Origin of the sequence: Microbacterium croceum (assembly GCF_023091245.1) — a bacterium.
Classification (GTDB): domain Bacteria; phylum Actinomycetota; class Actinomycetes; order Actinomycetales; family Microbacteriaceae; genus Microbacterium; species Microbacterium croceum.
Genome location: NZ_JAHWXN010000001.1, coordinates 670470 through 687948, shown reverse-complemented (window position 1 = coordinate 687948; position 17479 = coordinate 670470). Strand labels below are relative to the sequence as shown.

The 17479-nt window shown below is 68.7% G+C and carries 13 protein-coding genes; 7 read left to right on the top strand and 6 right to left on the bottom strand.

The genetic code is table 11. The features are described 5' to 3' along the window. Window positions 1–13: 13 nt before the first annotated feature. From argG to KZC51_RS03180, 6 genes are all read left to right on the top strand, one after another. Entirely contained in the window at window positions 14–1447 is a 1434-nt protein-coding gene (gene argG / locus KZC51_RS03205; protein ID WP_247628572.1) for an argininosuccinate synthase, read from the top strand. Between the two features lie 247 nt (window positions 1448–1694). After that, window positions 1695–2324 carry a TetR/AcrR family transcriptional regulator gene (locus KZC51_RS03200; RefSeq protein WP_247628571.1) on the top strand — a complete coding sequence of 210 codons (630 nt, stop codon included), beginning with the start codon at window positions 1695–1697 and terminating at the stop codon, window positions 2322–2324. Then, a complete protein-coding gene (locus KZC51_RS03195; protein WP_247628570.1) occupies window positions 2321–3172 on the top strand; it encodes a hypothetical protein in 852 nt (283 codons plus the stop codon). Before KZC51_RS03200 ends, KZC51_RS03195 begins: the two co-directional genes overlap by 4 nt. Continuing rightward, window positions 3169–5004: a YhgE/Pip family protein gene (locus KZC51_RS03190; protein ID WP_247628569.1), complete on the top strand. Its 1836-nt coding sequence runs from the start codon at window positions 3169–3171 to the stop codon at window positions 5002–5004. The genes KZC51_RS03195 and KZC51_RS03190 overlap by 4 nt, the downstream gene beginning before the upstream one ends. Window positions 5005–5135: 131 nt before the next feature. Further along, window positions 5136–7802, top strand: a complete 2667-nt coding sequence (locus KZC51_RS03185; protein ID WP_247628568.1) for a penicillin acylase family protein — start codon at window positions 5136–5138, stop codon at window positions 7800–7802. Between the two features lie 62 nt (window positions 7803–7864). Then, window positions 7865–8626, top strand: a complete 762-nt coding sequence (locus tag KZC51_RS03180; protein ID WP_247628567.1) for an alpha/beta fold hydrolase — start codon at window positions 7865–7867, stop codon at window positions 8624–8626. 816 nt (window positions 8627–9442) lie between these two features. Here KZC51_RS03180 and mnhG read toward each other — a convergent pair. From mnhG to KZC51_RS03150, 6 genes are read right to left on the bottom strand one after another with little or no spacing between them, the layout of a single operon-like run. Further along, window positions 9443–9832 carry a monovalent cation/H(+) antiporter subunit G gene (gene mnhG, locus KZC51_RS03175; protein WP_247628566.1) on the bottom strand — a complete coding sequence of 130 codons (390 nt, stop codon included), beginning with the start codon at window positions 9830–9832 and terminating at the stop codon, window positions 9443–9445. Further along, entirely contained in the window at window positions 9829–10098 is a 270-nt protein-coding gene (locus tag KZC51_RS03170; protein WP_247628565.1) for an MrpF/PhaF family protein, read from the bottom strand. The genes mnhG and KZC51_RS03170 overlap by 4 nt, the downstream gene beginning before the upstream one ends. Next, the gene (locus tag KZC51_RS03165; RefSeq protein ID WP_247628564.1) at window positions 10095–10679 is read right to left on the bottom strand and encodes a Na+/H+ antiporter subunit E; all 585 of its coding nucleotides are present in this window, start codon (window positions 10677–10679) and stop codon (window positions 10095–10097) included. Before KZC51_RS03165 ends, KZC51_RS03170 begins: the two co-directional genes overlap by 4 nt. Further along, complete coding sequence (locus KZC51_RS03160; protein WP_247628563.1) at window positions 10676–12229, bottom strand: Na+/H+ antiporter subunit D; 1554 nt, start codon at window positions 12227–12229, stop codon at window positions 10676–10678. The genes KZC51_RS03165 and KZC51_RS03160 overlap by 4 nt, the downstream gene beginning before the upstream one ends. After that, window positions 12226–12825, bottom strand: coding sequence for a Na(+)/H(+) antiporter subunit C (locus KZC51_RS03155; RefSeq protein ID WP_247628562.1), 600 nt, complete (start codon window positions 12823–12825; stop codon window positions 12226–12228). The genes KZC51_RS03160 and KZC51_RS03155 overlap by 4 nt, the downstream gene beginning before the upstream one ends. After that, complete coding sequence (locus KZC51_RS03150; protein ID WP_247628561.1) at window positions 12825–15773, bottom strand: Na+/H+ antiporter subunit A; 2949 nt, start codon at window positions 15771–15773, stop codon at window positions 12825–12827. The genes KZC51_RS03155 and KZC51_RS03150 overlap by 1 nt, the downstream gene beginning before the upstream one ends. Window positions 15774–15984: 211 nt before the next feature. Here KZC51_RS03150 and KZC51_RS03145 point away from each other — a divergent pair, with 211 nt between their 5' ends. Next, window positions 15985–17478, top strand: a complete 1494-nt coding sequence (locus KZC51_RS03145) for a hypothetical protein (protein WP_247628560.1) — start codon at window positions 15985–15987, stop codon at window positions 17476–17478. Window position 17479 lies beyond the last annotated feature (1 nt).

The following is a 17479-nucleotide window of genomic DNA, read 5'->3' as shown; positions in this document are numbered from 1 at the left end:
TAGACTGGGAAGCATGTCCAAGGTCCTCCAGTCCCTTCCCGTCGGCGAGCGCGTCGGCATCGCCTTCTCCGGAGGACTCGACACCTCCGTCGCCGTCGCATGGATGCGCGACAAGGGAGCCGTCCCGTGCACCTACACCGGAGATCTCGGACAGCCCGACGAAGACGACATCGAGTCGATCCCCGGGCGTGCGCTCGAGTACGGCGCCGAGGTCGCCCGCCTCGTCGACGCCAAGACCGCGCTGGTCGAGGAGGGCTTCGTCGCCCTCGCCTGCGGCGCGTTCCACATCCGCTCGGGCGGCAAGACCTACTTCAACACCACGCCCCTCGGCCGCGCGGTCACCGGCACGATGCTGGTGCGCGCGATGAAAGAGGACGGCGTCGACATCTGGGGCGACGGCTCCACCTACAAGGGCAACGACATCGAGCGGTTCTACCGCTACGGTCTGCTCGCCAACCCGCGCCTGCGCATCTACAAGCCGTGGCTCGACGCCGACTTCGTCACCGAGCTCGGCGGCCGCCAGGAGATGAGCGACTGGCTCGTCGAGCACGGCTTCCCGTACCGCGACTCGGCGGAGAAGGCGTACTCGACCGATGCGAACATCTGGGGTGCGACGCACGAGGCCAAGACCCTCGAGCACCTGAACGTCTCGCTCGAGACCGTCGACCCGATCATGGGCGTGAAGTTCTGGGACCCGTCCGTCGCGATCGAGACCGAAGACGTCACGGTCACCTTCGAGGCCGGCCGCCCCGTCGCGATCAACGGTGTCGAGTACAGCGACCCGGTGGCACTGGTGCAGGAGGCCAACACGATCGGCGGACGCCACGGCCTCGGCATGAGCGACCAGATCGAGAACCGCATCATCGAGGCGAAGTCGCGCGGCATCTACGAGGCCCCGGCCATGGCGCTGCTGTTCATCGCCTACGAGCGCCTCGTCAACGGCATCCTGAACGAGGACACCCTCGCGACCTACCACGAGCAGGGTCGCCGCCTCGGCCGCCTCATGTACGAGGGACGCTGGCTGGAGCCGCAGTCGCTCATGCTGCGCGAGTCGATCCAGCGCTGGGTCGGCCTCACGATCTCGGGCTCGGTCACCATCCGCCTGCGCCGCGGTGACGACTGGACGATCCTCGACACCGTCTCGCCGAACCTCTCGTACGGCCCGGACAAGCTCTCGATGGAGCGCGTCGGCGACGCCGCCTTCGGCCCGGTCGACCGCATCGGCCAGCTCACCATGCGCAACCTCGACATCGCGGACTCCCGTGCCCGCCTCGAGCAGTACGCGGGCCTCGGCCTCGTGGGCGGCGCGACCGGCGAGCTCGTCGGACGCGTGACCGCTGGCGAGTCCGGCGAGATCACCGGCTCGGTCGAGGAGATCGACGAGACCCTCGCGGATGCCGTCGACACGGCCTCCGAGGGCGCAGCCTTCGACTCCGGCACCGACTGACCCAGGCCCAGGCCCAGGGACCACCGCTCAGAGGGGGCGGATGCTACGGCATCCGCCCCCTCTGTCGTGCCCGCCCGGGGTTCTGTCCTCCACAACTCAGGATGATCGACACGCCTCGGGCCGTGCGAGCGCCTGTGGTGGCTATCGCGACCGGTTCTTCCTGAGTTGCGGAGCGCGGCCCCTCGGCATCCTGTGAGTCCTCCGAATTATCTTGCACACAGATGTGCACAATAAGTATCATGGACCCATGACCACCCGCGCACCCCGCCGCGACGCCGTCGAGAACCGCGCCGGCATCCTCTCCGCCGCCCGCGCCGCACTCGCCGTCGACCCCCACGCCTCGATCGACGTGATCGCCCGCAGCGCCGGCCTCTCGCGCCGCACGCTCTACGGCCACTTCGACGACCGCGACGCCCTGATCCGCGAGCTCATCGCGCACGGCGCGCAGCGCTTCAACGCGATCGCCGCGACCGTCACCGACAGCGACGCCCGCCTCGCGCTCGCCCGGCTCGCCGCCCTGCTGTGGCACGAGGCCGCACATGTGCAGGTCGCCGCCGCCCTCGCCCTCGACGAGGCGCATGTCGAGCACACCGGCGCCGCGCTCGCCCCGCTGCGCCGCACAGTCGCCGCGCTCGTGCGACGCGGTCAGGACGACGGCAGCTTCCGCACCGACCTCACCGCACCCACGCTGGCCCGCCTGATCGAGGAGATGGCCCGCACCGTCGTCTCCCGCACGGATGCCACCCGCACGGAAGCGGCGAACATCGCCGTGCGCACGGTCCTGAGCATCGCCGGACTGTCGTGGCGCGAAGCAGACGAACTGCTCGCCGCGCACCCCGAGATCGGTGCACCATCGAACACGGAGGCTGACGCATGAGGATCACACTGCAGGAGGTGAGCAAGGGGCGCGCAGGGCAGGCGCTCCCTTCGATGAGCCTGGAGTTCCACAGCGGCGCCGTGCGCTTCGCCCTCGCCGAGACCGAACAGCGCCCCACGGTGCTCGGTCTCATCGCGAGCGGACGGATGAAGCCCGACACGGGCCGGGTCACCATCGATGACACCGCGAACCCGAAGGAGCTCCGCCGCCGCATCGCGCTGGTCGACGCCCCTGACGTGAGCGATCCCCATCCCGACATCACCCTCGCCGGCGTGGTCGGCGAGGAGCTCATGTTCGCCGGCGTCGGCGCGACGCCCCTGCACGCCCGGCGGTGGCTCACGCAGCTCGGCTACAACGAGCTCGCCGCGACCCCGATCGGCAACATCGACCCCGCCGCACGCGTGCGCATCCTGTGCGAACTGGCCGTGCTGCGCGACGGCGTCGACGGCGTCGTGCTGGTTGCCCCCGACCGCCACGGCGGGAGCCCGGACGGCTGGTGGCGCATCGCCGGCGAGTTCGCCGACCGCGGCTACGCCATGCTCGTGATCATCGGAGGCTCGGCCGCCGTCGCCCTCGAGCGGATGCAGGAGTTCGAGGCCATCAACGCCTCGGGCCCTGTGCAGCCTTTGGTGCTCGAGGCACCGGCGGATGCGGAACCAGACCCCTGGGTTGCTGAGCCTGTCGAAGCACCCGAAAACGGAGACGCCCCGGACGACACTCGGCGTGTCGAAGCGGAACTCGCCGAGACGGCACCCGATGGTCCCGGTTTCGACGAGGACTCCGCAGCTGCACCCGACCCTGCCGCGGCATCCGACACCGACACGACCGAGAACGGAGCCGCGCGATGAAGGTTCCCTCCATGATCGCCGCCGAGCTGCGGCGTCTCACCGCGAGCAAGATGGGCATCATCGCGCTCATCGCGCTCGTGTGCGTGCCGATCCTCTACGGCGGCCTCTACCTGTGGGCGAACCAGGACCCCTACGCGAAGTTCCCCGATGTGCCGGTCGCGCTCGTGGTCGCCGACGAGGGCGCCCCCGCACCGACCACGGGCAACGACGCGCCGACGGGCGACACCGTGAACTACGGCGAGGACGTCGCCGAGAACCTGATCGAGGGCAACGCCTTCGATTGGCAGCGGGTGTCGGCCGACGAGGCCGCGACCGCCCTGCGCGATGGCACGGTCGACTTCACGGTGACGATCCCCGCGGACTTCTCCACCGCACTCACCTCGGCGGCGGGTGATGATCCGCGCCAGGCCCGCATCGACCTGGAGACGAACGACGCGAACAACTACCTGGCCTCCTCCATGGGCACCCAGGCCGTCGAGAAGATCCGCAGCTCGGTCGCCGAGATGGTCGGCAGCGAAGCGGCGGAGCGACTGCTGACCGGCCTGAGCGACGTGCGCGACAGCCTCATCACCGCGACCGACGGTGCGTCGAAGCTCACGGACGGCGCGAACAGCGCCGCCTCCGGAAGCTCCACGCTCGCGGACGGCACAGCGCAGCTCGCCTCGGGCACCGCCCGGCTCGCCTCCGGGGCGCAGACCCTCGCCTCCGGCGCGCAGCAGGTGAGCGCGGGCAACCGGCAGCTCGCCGACGTCGCCGATCGTGCGGGATCGGCGGTGCAGCAGGCCGCCGATGCGCTTCCCCAGGTGCGCACCGACATCGCCACCGTCCTGGCTGATCAGGGGCTCAGCCAGGACGAGATCGACCAGGTGCTCGCCCGGCTCGACCCGCTGGCTGCGCGTCTGCAGGACGGCAACAGCAAGGTGCAGGCCGCTGTGGGCAAGGTCGACCAGCTCGCCGCGGGTGCGGCATCCGTCGCCTCCGGCGCCTCCGACCTCGCCACCGGAGCCGGCACCGTCGCGAGCGGAGCGGCCGCGGCGAACGACGGCGCGGCACGGCTGCGCGACGGCCTGAGCACACTCGCCTCCGGCACGGCCGAACTGCGCGACGGGCTCTCGAACGGAGTCGACGCGATCCCGGCCTCCACTCCCGAACTGCGCACCCTGCAGGCCGACACGATCGCCGACCCGGTCACGGTGTCGAGCGACAAGGTCGCCTCCGCCGAGGATTACGGCGCAGGGCTCGCTCCGTTCTTCGCCGCGCTATCGGCCTGGATCGGCATCTACGCGCTGTTCCTGATCGTCAAGCCGATCTCGCGCCGTGCGGTCACGGCGCTGCACTCGCCGATCCGGATCACGCTGGCCGGATGGCTGACGCCGGCCATGCTCGGAGCGGTGCAGATGGTCGGGTTGATGGGCATCCTCGCGATCACGCTCGGTTTCACCTTCAACCATCCGCTGGGCACCCTCGGGGTGATGATCTTCGCCTCGGCGACGTTCGCGGCGATCATCCTCGCCTTGAACGTCTGGCTCGGCTCGGTCGGGCAGTTCCTCGGTCTCGTGCTGATGGTGCTGCAGCTGGTGACGGCAGGGGGGACGTTCCCCTGGCAGACCCTTCCTGCGCCCCTGGCGGCGCTGCACCACGTGCTGCCGCTGGGCTACGTGGTCGACGCGATGCGCCAGCTGATGTACGGCGGCAACCTCGGCCGCGCGGGCTGGGACCTCGCCGTGCTGGGCATGTGGCTCGTCGGCGCGTTGCTGTTCGCGATGCTCGGGGTCACCCGTATGACGCACCGCCGCACGCTGCGCGATCTGCAGCCGAGCCTGATCGGGTGAGTGCCCGCGTGCGGGGGCGCGACCCCCGCACGCGGACCGGGTGTGTATAAGATGCGAGAGCGCGTCCCCGAAACGCGCACCCGGACTCGGTGGAACCGAGTTCCCCGCGCTACCCGAAAGAGCTCTCGACGATGACGACAGACTCGCAGCCCATCGACGTTCCCGCGCGCCGCCCCTGGGGCCCGCGCATCGGGCGGATCGCTTTCCTGGTGCTGGCCGCGATCATCGTGGTCGCCGTGGCTGCCGCGTTCTTCGTGACCTGGACCATCCAGCGCTCGTTCCCCCAGACCGCGGGCACCGTGACGCTCGACGGGCTCGCATCCGAGGTCACGGTTCAGCGCGACGATCGCGGCATCCCGACCATCACCGCCGACTCCACGGACGACCTGTTCTTCGCCGAGGGCTTCGTGCATGCACAGGACCGCTTCTTCGAGATGGACTTCCGCCGCCATGTCACCTCCGGCCGCGTCGCCGAGATGTTCGGGGAGTCACAGGTGGGGACGGATGCATTCCTGCGCACGCTCGGATGGCGAAAGGTGGCCGAGGCGGAAGTCGCCGCGATGGACGAGAAGACCCTCGGCTACTACGAGGCCTACGCGGATGGCGTCAACGCCTACCTCGCGTCGCGCTCCGGCGCCGAGCTCTCGCTCGAGTATGCCGTGATCGGCATGCAGAATCCCGACTACACCCCGGAGCCCTGGGAGCCGGCGGACTCGGTCGCCTGGCTGAAGGCGATGGCCTGGGACCTCCGCGGCAACGTCGAGGACGAGTCGGAGCGCGCGCTCCTGGCCGCCGAGCTCGACGGTGGGGCGACCGCCGATCCGGATGCCGCCGCCGAGACCGCCGCGATGCTCGAGAAGCTGTACCCCGCCTACCCGTTCGACGAGAACCCGGTCATCGTCCCCAAGATCTCGACCGTGCCCGCCCTCGGCACCGATGCCGAGGCCGCGTTCACGACCGTGCCGGAGCAGGACGGTGACATCCAGCTGGCCACGACGACGCTGGACTGGGAAGAGACGTCGAGTGTGGTCGAAGCCGCGAGCATCCTGGTCGGCGACGTCGGCGAAGGCATCGGGTCGAACTCGTGGGTCGTGTCGGGGGCGCTCACCGAGACCGGGCTTCCGTTGCTGGCCAACGACCCGCACCTCGGCGCTTCGCTCCCCTCGGTCTGGTACCAGGTGCAGCTGAAGTGCTCGACGGTGGACGAGGCGTGCCCGTTCGACGTCGGCGGCTTCTCATTCTCGGGACTCCCCGGCATCGTGATCGGCCACAACCAGAGTGTCGCCTGGGGCTTCACCAACCTCACGACCGACGTCACCGACCTCTACGTCGAACGCATCGAGGGCGACCAGTACTGGCGTGACGGCGCGCTCGTGCCACTGGACGAGAGCACCGAGACCATCAAGGTGGCCGGAGGGGATGACATCGAGCTGACCATCCGCTCGACCGTGCACGGACCGATCATCTCGGGCCTGACCGACGACTTCACCGCGATCGCCGAGGACCCCTCCGCCGGGCTCGCGGCCGGTGGGGCATCGGAGCCGGCACCGGGCGCGGAGTCGTCAGGCGCCGAATACGCCGTGAGCCTGCGCTGGACCGCGCTCGACCCCGGAACCGCGGCGACCGCCATCTTCGCGCTGTCGACCGCGCAGGACTTCGACGATTTCCGCTACGCCGCGTCGCTCTTCGATGTGCCGGCGCAGAACCTCATCTACGCCGACACCGAGGGCAACATCGGCTACCAGACACCCGGTCGCCTGCCGATCCGCGGCGCCGGCGATGGCTGGCTCCCCCAGCCCGGGTGGGACAGCAGCTACGACTGGACCGGTTTCATCCCGTTCGAGGACCTGCCGGTGTCGTACAACCCGACATCGGGCTACATCGTCACGGCGAACAACGCGATCGTGACGGACGACTACGACTACTTCCTCTCGAAGGATTGGGACTACGGCTACCGCGCGGCGCGCATCGCCCACCTGATCGAGCGGCGAGCCGCGGTGGCGCCCCTGACAGCCCAGGACATGCGTGACATCCAGATGGACAGCGAGATGTGGATCGGCAAGCAGCTGGCATCCGCACTCGGCGACGTGGAGGTCTCGGGGAAGGGGCCGAAGGAGGCGGTCGAGCTGTTGCGCAGCTGGGATGCGCAGAACACGGCATCGTCCGCCGGCGCTGCGTACGCGAACGTGCTGTGGTCGAATCTCGTGCAGAACATCTTCGCGAGGCGCGACCAGCCGTTGCCGATCAGTCATCAGAGCCGTCTGTTCACCGTCGTCTCGGAGATGCTCGAAGACCCCTCCGATCCGCTGTGGACCAACGAGAAGATCGACGTCGCCGGGAGGGACGAGATGCTGGCGCTCTCGGCCGAACAGGCCTACGACGAGCTCGCCGGGCTGCAGGGCGATGTGGTGTCGCGCTGGAACTGGGGATCGTTGCACGCGATCACCCTCACCAGCGACACTCTGGGTTCGTCCGGCATCGCGCCGGTCGAGGCCCTCTTCAACCGGGGCCCCTTCCCCGTCAGCGGCGGCGCCTCGGTGGTCAACGCGACCGGGTGGAACCTCGGCGAGAGCTACGCCACCACGACCGTGCCATCGATGCGCATGGTCGTCGACCTCGCCGACTTCGACGCCTCGACGTGGAATCACCTCACCGGCGCCTCCGGCCACGCGTTCCACGAGCACTACATCGACCAGACGGCCGACTGGGCCGCCGGGGTTCAGAAGCCGTGGGCGTTCTCGGCGAAGGCCGTCGATGCGGCGTCGGTCGACACCCTGGTGCTGACGCCGAAGGGCTGAGCCCGAGGCCTGGAGCCCGAGTCTGTCGAAGGTCATCCCGGCGCGTCGACTACCGTTGATGAGTGCCGAAAAGTCTGCTCGCCCCGAAGGGCGTTCCCGTGACCCTCGTCGAGTTCGAGCGCAGCGGCGCGAGTCTGATCGCCGAGACCTTCGGCGATGGCGCGCACACGTTCGTCCTGCTGCACGGCATCGGCATGGGTCGCAGCGTCTACCTCGACGTCGTGCAGAAGCTGAAGGGTCGTATGATCGCGTTCGACCTTCCCGGTTTCGGCGAGGCCCCGGAGCCCTCCCGCACGTTCACGATGGAGCGGCACGCCGACCTCGTCGCCTCTTACCTGCGTGAGTTCGACGCGGGCAAGGTCGTGGTGATCGGTCACTCCATGGGCAGTCAGATCGCGGCGGAGCTGGCGGCGCGTCATCCCTCGCTCGTGGAAGGCGTCATCCTCGCCGGCCCCACCGTGAACAAGGCGGCCCGCAACATCCGCGCGCAGGCGACCTACCTGCTGCGCGACCTGGTGGGCGAGAGACCGGAGGTGCTGTGGCGGGGAGCGCGGGAGTATCTGCGCGGCGGTCCGCATCTGATCCGCAAGATGAAGGCGACCATCGTGCACCAGCCGGAGAAGGCGTTCGCGCGCATCGATGTGCCGGTACTCGTGCTGCGCGGCGAGAGCGACCCGCTCGCTCCCATGAGCTGGTGCCGGGAGATCATCGACAAGATCCCGGGCGCCGACCTCCAGGTCATCCCCGACCATGGTCACGGCACGCTGATCAGCGATTCCGAGCCCGCCGCGCGCCTGATCCAGCGCTTCACCGACGCCCTCTGACGCGATGGGCGTTCACAACTCCTCATTTCCGCCAGGCTCCGCTTCCGCGCTCGGCAGAGTTCCGCGCCTGCCGCGAAGAGCTCCTCGAGCTGCGCGCTCGTGACGAGGCCATGGTGAAGCAGACTGTCCAGAGTCGCGACTGCGGCACGCGGCCGCTGGCACCGCACGGACTGGCCTACGGCATCGAGCAGCGGAGCGGCGTGAAGCGGAGACCCCCGTCCCGAAGGAGCGACCCAGTGCACGATCGCACGCTCCTGGTCGACGGGGCGAAGACGGGAGGTTCCCTGCTCGACGGCCACATGAACCCTCTCGCACCGATGCACGAAGGCGCCCAGACTCCTGAGGAGGGAGAGGCACGAGAGACGACCCCCGATCCGAACAGCTTCGATGATGTCGCGATCCGTGTCGGCCAGGACATACCGATCCCGCCGCACCCGCAGCAGATGCCCGGCGCGGACGCTCGTGGTGATGTCTCTCCCGCGCATCCCCGCCGTGATCAGATCTGCCCTGGTGTAGACCGTGCGCCTACCCACGTCTGTGGCGCGTGCGGCGACGATGTGCTGCGGAAGCATCCCAACAGTCTCAGCACAATGCAGTGCCCCCGACGACGATCGACGCCGATCCGGACGAACAGACCTCCGCGCGGCGTCTGTGCAGGAGCACTGCGCGAGAGGCCGTGGCGGCTGAACTGCCGTTCACAACTCCTCAAGATGTTGCCCTGGGCAGGTCCGTCGGGGGCAGATCGGCGTCCGCCCGCCAGGTTTTGAGGAGTTGCGAACGCGAAGAGCGCCCGCCCCACCCGCCAGACCGACCGGACTAACCGGCGCCGGGAGGAGTCTGCTTCGAGTCTGCGAGCTCGTCCACGACGAGGGTCCGCTGCTCCATGGTGCCGTTGCGGTAGGCCTGACGTCCGACCATGTGTGCCGAGAGCGGAGCGGTCGCGAACTGCATCAGCACGATCGGCGCGACCAGCACGACGCCGAGCAGGATACCGCCGACGCTGCGCTGCGACAGCGCCACCGCGAGGCAGATGAGCACCAGGCCGAGCACCTGGGGCTTGGTGGCCGCGTGCAGTCGCGAGGGCACATCGCGGAAGTGGAGCAGTCCGACCGCTGCCGACAGGCACAGCACCGCTCCGAGCAGGATGAGCACGAGCACCGCGACGTCGATCACGGCGTCGGGGATCAACAGACCGAACACGTTCATGGCGTCGTGTTGTCCCTTCTCGCGACGAAGCGCGCGACGGCGATCGACCCGAACACACCGACCGCGGCGATGATCAGCAGCACCGGGATGCTCCGGGTGTGCCCGTTGATGGCCATCTCCGCGCCGATCACGCACATGACCTCGGTCAGCAGCACATCAGAGGCCACGGCGCGGTCCAGGATCGATGGACCCCGCACGATGCGGATGAGGGTGAGGATCGCGGCGACACCGAACACGATCATGATCAGGAGCAGCAGCACGTTCATCGGATACCGCCCTTCTTCGACGCGGCACGCTCGTCGGCCCTGAGAGCACGGTACTGCGCAGGGCTGCCGAGCGCACGCACGATACGGCGCTCCCAGACCAGCACGCCCTCGCGCTGCTTCTCGACGTCGGCGGCAGTGCGCACGCCGATCACGTGCAGGTACAGGATGCGGCGGTCGCGATCCGCCTCGACGACGAGCGAACCGGGAACCAGCGACGAGGTGACGGCCACGTGCGTCATCACGAGGTCATCCGCGTAGCGCAGGGGCACGGCGATGATCGCGGCTCCGGGTTGCCGCCGGAAGTCGAACACCTGCACCGTCACGTACAGCGCGCCCTTCAGCACCGCGAACAGGAACTGCACGACGAAGAGCGCCGCGTACCAGACGTTGATGCGCCCGGACAGCGCGACCGTCGGCAGACGGAACACGCGGGTCACGAAGATCGCCACCACGAGGCCGGTGAGGAACGAGAGCACCGTGAACTGCGCCCACAGCAGCATCCAGAGCACGACGAGCCAGGCGAGGAAAGGCAGCTGAGAGCCGATGTCGCGCCAGAGGTGGCGACGGGTGCGTTCCATCATCCGCCCACCTCATCCTGGATCTGCACGAGGCTGACCGGATCGAGCAGCGTGGCTCCGATGCGGTCGCACAGGGCGTAGAGCGGGCCGGCGAAAATCGTCAGCGCGACGGTGACAGCGACCATGCCCGCCGTGGCATACGTCATGATCTTCGGAATGCGGCGACGCTCCTGCTGCTCGTCGGCGGCCGGGGCGTTGCCCAGGTAGGAGATGCGCCCCTCGGTCTCGCTGGAGTCCTCCTCTTCGCGCCAGAAGGCGAGGTTCCAGGCGCGCATCAGCGCGTACAGCGTGAGCAGCGAGGTCACGATGCCACCGACGATCAGCACGATCATGAGCGGGGTTCCCACGGATGCCGCCGCCTCGAAGAGAGCGAACTTGCCGATGAAGCCGGAGAACGGGGGCAGGCCGCCGAGGTTGATGGCCGGCACGAAGTAGAGCACGGCGATCACGGGCGCGACCTTGAGCAGCCCCTTCACGCGCAGGATCGAGGTGCTGCCCGCTCGACGTTCCACGAGCCCGACCGCGAGGAACAGAGTCGTCTGCACGACGATGTGGTGCACGATGTAATACACCGTCGCGCCGATCGCCGCCGGCGTCGCTATCGCCAAACCGAAGATCATGTAGCCGACGTGGCTCACGAGGGTGAACGACAGGATCCGTTTGAGCTCGGCTTGTGCGACCGCGCCGAGGACTCCCACGATCATGGTCGCCAGTGCCACGATCAGCAGCAGCGTGTCGATGTCGTTGTCGGCGAACAGCTGCGTCTCGGTGCGGATCAGCGCGTACACGCCGACCTTCGTCAGCAATCCCGCGAACACCGCGGTGACCGGGGCCGGCGCCGTCGGGTAGGAGTCCGGCAGCCAGAAGGAGACGGGGAAGATCGCCGCCTTGATGCCGAAGGCGATCACCAGCATCAGGTGCAGCACCAGCTGCGTCTCCTGCGGCAGCTCGGTCATCCGCTCGGCGATCTGTGCCATGTTCACGGTGCCGAGGGCTCCGTAGATCATGGCGATCGCGGCGAGGAACAAGATCGACGACACGAGCGAGACGACGATGTACACCGCACCCGTACGGATGCGCGACTCGGTGCTGCCGAGGGTGATCAGCACATACGAGGCGACGAGCAGGATCTCGAAGCCGACGTAGAGGTTGAACAGGTCACCGGCGATGAAGGCGTTGAAGATACCGGCCGCGAGGATCAGGTACGAAGGGTTGAAGATCGAGATCGGGGTCTCGTCCGTGCCGTCGGCGACACCCTGGCCGATCGAGAAGAGGAGCACCGCGAGCAGCACGATGCTCGAGATGAGCACCAGCAGCGCCGCCAGACGGTCGACGTACAACACGATGCCGAACGGCACCGGCCAGCCGCCGACCGAGACGGCAAGCGGCTCACCCGCATCCACCACGACCAGCAGCACGGCAGCGATCACCGAGACAGCGGCGAGGGTCAGGACCGTGACGGCGACCTGGAGCCGGGCGTTGCGTCCGAAGATCAGCGTGATGGCGGCGCCGAGCAGTGGCAGTCCGACGAGCAGGGGAACCAGCGCGGTCACGTGCGGTCCTCTCCTTCGTCGTGCTGCGTGGGTCCTGAGTCCGCCGAGGGGCGTTCAGGCCGGGCGTCTTCTGAATCCGTCCCCGTGTAAGGCCGGGACGGCAGATCCGTCGGGGCGTCGTCCTGGATGGAGGCGTGGTCGCGCATGTGGAGCACCGTGATGGGCGCGGTCTGCACGCCCACGAAGTCGGTGGTGGCTTCGTCGTCCTCGGTGTCGCCCTCGTCGTCCATGACGTCTTCGTCGGCGTCGGTGCGCTCGCGCAGGGCGATGTCGGCTTCGTCGTCCTCGACCGTGTCGGCCTGCCCGAGCTGCCAGGAGCGGTAGATCAGCGCGAGCAGGAATGCGGAGACCGCGAAGGTGATCACGATCGCTGTGAGCGTCAACGCCTGGGGGAGCGGGTCGCTGACGCTGCCTTCGGCGTCGTAGAACGGGGCGTTGCCGGGCACTCCCATCACGATCAGCAGCAGCAGGTTGGTGGCGTTGCCGAGCAGCAGGAAGCCGATCAGCACACGGGTGAGGCTGCGCTCGAGCATCGCGTAGACGCCGCATGCGAAGAGCACAGCCATGATCACGATCAGGGTCAGCGAGACATCCATCAGCTGCTCACCGCCCGCTCACGCATGTCCTGCGCCTGTCGGTCGACCTCGGCCCCGAGGCTGCGGAGCACGTCGAGCACGAGTCCGATCACGACGAGGTACACGCCGATGTCGAAGATGGTCGAAGTGACGAACTCCATGTGCCCGATACCGGGGATCTCCCATTCCCAGAACGAGCTGGTGAGGGGCGCAAGGCCGAAGAAGAGGGGGATGACGGCGGTGCCGACAGCCAGGATCAGACCCGCACCGAGAAGGCGTCCTGCGTCCGTCGGCGCAGCGGCGCCCAGCTCCCAGCGTCCGCCCGCGATGTAGCGCATGACCAGCGCCATGCCGGCGACGAGTCCGCCGGCGAAGCCGCCGCCGGGGAGGTTGTGTCCGGCGAAGAGCAGGAAGATCGACACCACGATGATGGTGTGGAAGAGGATGCGGACGATCACCTCGAGCAGGATCGACCGGTTCTCCGGCTTCATCTTCTGACCGCCGACAAGCCACGCGCGCGGGCTGGCCTGGTTCTCGATGGTCTGGAAGCGGATGCCCTCGGTGGTCTCGACCAGCGGTCTGCTGCGTGCGGACTTCCGCGTCGCGCGGGGCAGGGTGCGGGTGGCGGCGAGCAGGTCGGCGCGGTGCGTGACGAACACGAGCGAGGCGACGCCGGTCGCGGCGAGCACGAGCACCGACAGCTCCCCCATGGTGTCCCAGCCACGCAGGTCGACCAGCGCCACGTTGACGACGTTCTTGCCGTGGCCGATCTCGTAGGCGAGCTTCGGGAACGCGGCCGAGATCGGGTCTGCGACGCGCGACTGGGTGGCGACGACCGCGATCAGCGCCATCGTCAGGCCGACGCCGATGCCGAGCAGCGCACGAGGGATGCGACCGACCGAGGCGTTGTGCTCGCCCATCCGTGCCGGCAACCGACGCAGCACCAGGGCGAAGGTGACCATCGTGACGGTCTCGACCAGGATCTGCGTGAGGGCGAGGTCGGGAGCGCCGCTGGTCGCGAACAGGGCGACCATGCCCAGGCCGGTCACCGAGACCAGCACCACGCCGGTGTACCGCTTCTGGGCGCGGACGGCGAAGATGCCCGCAGCGGCCATGATCGGCGCCACCACGATCTGCGCGGGCGTGTGCCACGCGGACAGCTGGAAACGGTCGATGTCGCTCGCGACGAGCGCCGTGACCTCCGCCGCGACGAATACCACGAAGATCGTTCCGACGTACACGGGCAGCGAACCGCGCTGGGTCAGTGTGGTGCTGAGCACAGAGAGCCGGTCGACACCGCGGACGACGAGGTAGTAGACATCCGCCGCCGTGAAGCGCAGCAGGCGGGGCTTGCGGTCCCAGCCGGTGCGGCGGGTGAGCAGGAACAGCCCGAATCCGAGCAGGATCGAGAGGATCGAGATGCCGAGCGCCGGCTCGAAGCCGTGCCAGAGAGCGAGGTGACCGGGTCCTTCAGTCGCCTCTCCCGTCGCCGCGTCGAGTCCGGGCGTCGCGGTCGCCGCATAGCCGTGCAGCGCGACGTCGAGTGCCGGGGCACCGATGCCCGCGGCGAGAGTCACGCCCGCGAGGATGATCGGCGCGGAGAGGAAGCCGACCGGAGGATCGGGCCACGCCGTGGTCGGCATCGGTGCGCCCTGCGGGTCGCGCTTGGTCCAGAACGCTCCCCAAAGGAAGCGGAGGCCATATGCCGCAGTGAGCATGGAACCGAGCACGACACCGATGATGGCGACGAGTCCCCACGGCGAGCCGGCCAGCGCATCGTCGAGGAGCGCGGTGAGGGTGGACTCCTTGGCCACGAATCCGATGGTCGGGGCCACGCCAGCCATGGATGCCACCGAGATGAACGCCGCCGTCGCCATCACCGGTGCCTGACGACCCACTCCGGAGAGCTCGTTGATGTCACGGGTCGACAACTGGCGGTCGATCACGCCGACGATCAGGAACAGCGCCGACTTGAAGAGCGCGTGACCGATGACCAGCGCGAGCCCCGCGAGGGCGGCCGCCTGCGTGCCGTAGCCGACGACCACAGCGAAGAAGCCGAGCTGACTGACGGTTCCGAAGGCGAGGATGCGCTTGAGGTCCGTCTCGCGCAGCGCCTGGATGCCGCCGAGGAGCATGGTCACGATGCCGAGCGTGATCACGATCGGTCGCCACGGGGCGCTGAAGGCGAAGATCGGGGCGAACCGTGCGATCAGGTAGATGCCTGCCTTCACCATGGCCGCCGCGTGCAGGTAGGCGCTCACCGGCGTGGGCGCCGCCATGGCGCCGGGCAGCCAGAAGTGGAAGGGGAACAGCGCGGACTTGCTGATCGCGCCGATCAGGAGCATCACGATCGCGGCATCAACGAGCGGACCGGTCGGGGCGAGCGCGAGGATCTCGCGGATGCTGGAGGTGCCGGCATCCACGACCAGCAGCACCACGCCGACGAACATGACCAGACCGCCGAGCGTCGTCACCAGGAGAGCCTGGAGCGCAGCACGACGGCTGGCTGCACGGCGGCGGTAGTGACCGATCAGGAGGTACGAGAGGATGCTCGTCACCTCCCAGAACATCACGAGCATCACGAGATCGTCGGTGAGCACGAGGCCGTACATCGCCCCGGCGAACCCGAGCAGCACGGCGGAGAACTGACCGATCCCGACAGAGTCGTCGTGGAAGTACCAGCGGCAGTAGAGCAGCACGAGGGCGCCGACACCGGTGACGATGAGAGTGAGCACCCACCCGAGCACGTCCATGTGCATCGACAGGTTGAGGCCGAGCTGCGGGATCCATGCAACCGACACGAACGGCGACGAATCGGGGTCGAGCACCTGCGGTGTCAGCACGAGCGCGTGGACGAAGGCGGCCGCGGGGACGAGGGCGGCGATCGCGAAGGCCTGGGCTCCGAGCCAGCGCACCAGAACGGGCATCAACAGCGACCCGAGGAGGAACACGGCGAGGAGCGTCAGCATATACGCGGCTCCTTGGGGCTCGTCGGCCAGATGGCACAGGCGGGCAGGTCACCCCTAGTTTACCGGGCGATCGAGGCGCTCAGGTGCGCAGTGTTCGATCCCGAGTCGATCAAATGGCCGGTTTCGCCGTCCTGACGCAGCATTCTGCCTATCGAAATCGACGAAAAGAGATCATTCAGACGAGGATGCAGGTCGTGGCAGAGTATCGAACATGACACGGGTCCGGGTGCGCGAGCTGGCGGGCTGGCTCACCGCCCTCGCCATCGCCCTGATCGTGACCGGCCAGGTCGCGGCATCCGGTCGCTCCGAGCTGCTGTTCCGCGACGGGGATTCGCTCGTCGTCGCGCTGTTCGCGCAGTCCTGGCTCACCGGCACCCCCGCGCACTGGGCGATGTCGAGCGTGCTGTTCCTGCCGGAGGCGGCCGTGTTCGCCGGCCTCGACGCCGCCCTCCCCTTCGACGTGAACGGCGTGCTCGCGGCGAACGCCGTCGTCAATCTGCTCGCCCTGTACGGCGCGCTGAGACTGGTGGCCGGTCGACGGCGCGACGACGGAGCCCCGGTGGCCTGGGCGCTGATCGGGCTGGCCGTGTTCGGGGCGCTCGCGATGACCGAGACGTCTTCCTCGCGCGATGCGCTCGAACTCGCCTCCCTCCTGCTCACCACGACCTACTACTCCGCGACGGTGATCGCCGTGGTGCTCACGATCGGCCTGATCCGCCGCTTCCTCGTACGCCAACGGCAGGGAACGGGCCTCCTCGTCGCACTGGCAGCCGTCGCGGCGCTCTCCACGCTGTCGAACCCGCTCTTCGCGGTCTGGGCAACCGTCCCGCTCACGGTCGTGCTGGCCGCGCTCGCGCTGCGATCGAGCGCTCGATCGCAGATGCTGCTTCCCCTCGGCGTCCTCATCGGCGGCACCGCACTCGGCTTCGTCGGACGCATTCCGTTCGCGGCATGGATCGCCAACACCGGGGCCGGCTATGCGCAACCCGAGCTCTGGGCGCAATCGATCGGCTACTACACCGGGCTTCTCGCCGACCGTCTGTCCACGCCACTGGGGGTCGTCGGCACGCTCCTCACCGCGGCGTTGCTCGCGGGTGCGGTGATCCGCTCGGCGCGCAGCCGCGACCCCTCGGAGCGACTGGTCGCCCTGGCCGCCTGGGTGATCCCGGTGCTCGTCGTCCTCGGCGCGATCGCTCTGGGCACCCATGCCGCCCGCTACCTGCAGCCGCTCGCGTTCGCTCCGGTGCTCGCTCTCGTGGCGGCGCCGCGCGCTCTCGTCATCCCGCATCCCCGCCCGCTCATCGCGATCGGCGCAGCTCTGCTGCTGGCGGCATCCGCGTTCAGCGTCCCGCGTCTCGCCTCGACCGTGCACACCCCCGACGCCGACCTCACCTGCGTCACCGACTGGGTCGACGCCTCCGGCCGCACCGGCGCCGGTCAGTTCTGGACCGTGCGGCTCCCGAAGCTGCACCTCGCCGACCCCGCCCAGCTGGTACAGGTGGATCACCGGCTGAACGGATACGCGTGGCTGGTGAACCGCACCGATCTCGACGTCGGCGCGGTGTCGTTCCTGGTCGAGGATGCGCAGACCGTGGCCTGGCAGCTCCCGCTCGACGTCATGCCCGAGGAGGTCATCGACTGCGGTCGATATCGGATCGTCGACTTCGGGAGCATGTCGCTCCCGCTCGGCCCGCCGCACAGCTGAC

Excerpts from the sequence above, each read along its gene's own strand:
- KZC51_RS03155 (WP_247628562.1), bottom strand. The coding sequence starts at position 12,825 with ATGGATGTCTCGCTGACCCTGATCGTGATCATGGCTGTGCTCTTCGCA.
- KZC51_RS03150 (WP_247628561.1), bottom strand. The coding sequence starts at position 15,773 with ATGCTGACGCTCCTCGCCGTGTTCCTCCTCGGGTCGCTGTTGATGCCC.
- KZC51_RS03165 (WP_247628564.1), bottom strand. The coding sequence starts at position 10,679 with ATGATGGAACGCACCCGTCGCCACCTCTGGCGCGACATCGGCTCTCAG.
- KZC51_RS03195 (WP_247628570.1), top strand. The coding sequence starts at position 2,321 with ATGAGGATCACACTGCAGGAGGTGAGCAAGGGGCGCGCAGGGCAGGCG.
- KZC51_RS03145 (WP_247628560.1), top strand. The coding sequence starts at position 15,985 with ATGACACGGGTCCGGGTGCGCGAGCTGGCGGGCTGGCTCACCGCCCTC.
- KZC51_RS03200 (WP_247628571.1), top strand. The coding sequence starts at position 1,695 with ATGACCACCCGCGCACCCCGCCGCGACGCCGTCGAGAACCGCGCCGGC.
- KZC51_RS03185 (WP_247628568.1), top strand. The coding sequence starts at position 5,136 with ATGACGACAGACTCGCAGCCCATCGACGTTCCCGCGCGCCGCCCCTGG.
- KZC51_RS03190 (WP_247628569.1), top strand. The coding sequence starts at position 3,169 with ATGAAGGTTCCCTCCATGATCGCCGCCGAGCTGCGGCGTCTCACCGCG.
- KZC51_RS03170 (WP_247628565.1), bottom strand. The coding sequence starts at position 10,098 with ATGAACGTGCTGCTGCTCCTGATCATGATCGTGTTCGGTGTCGCCGCG.
- argG (WP_247628572.1), top strand. The coding sequence starts at position 14 with ATGTCCAAGGTCCTCCAGTCCCTTCCCGTCGGCGAGCGCGTCGGCATC.
- mnhG (WP_247628566.1), bottom strand. The coding sequence starts at position 9,832 with ATGAACGTGTTCGGTCTGTTGATCCCCGACGCCGTGATCGACGTCGCG.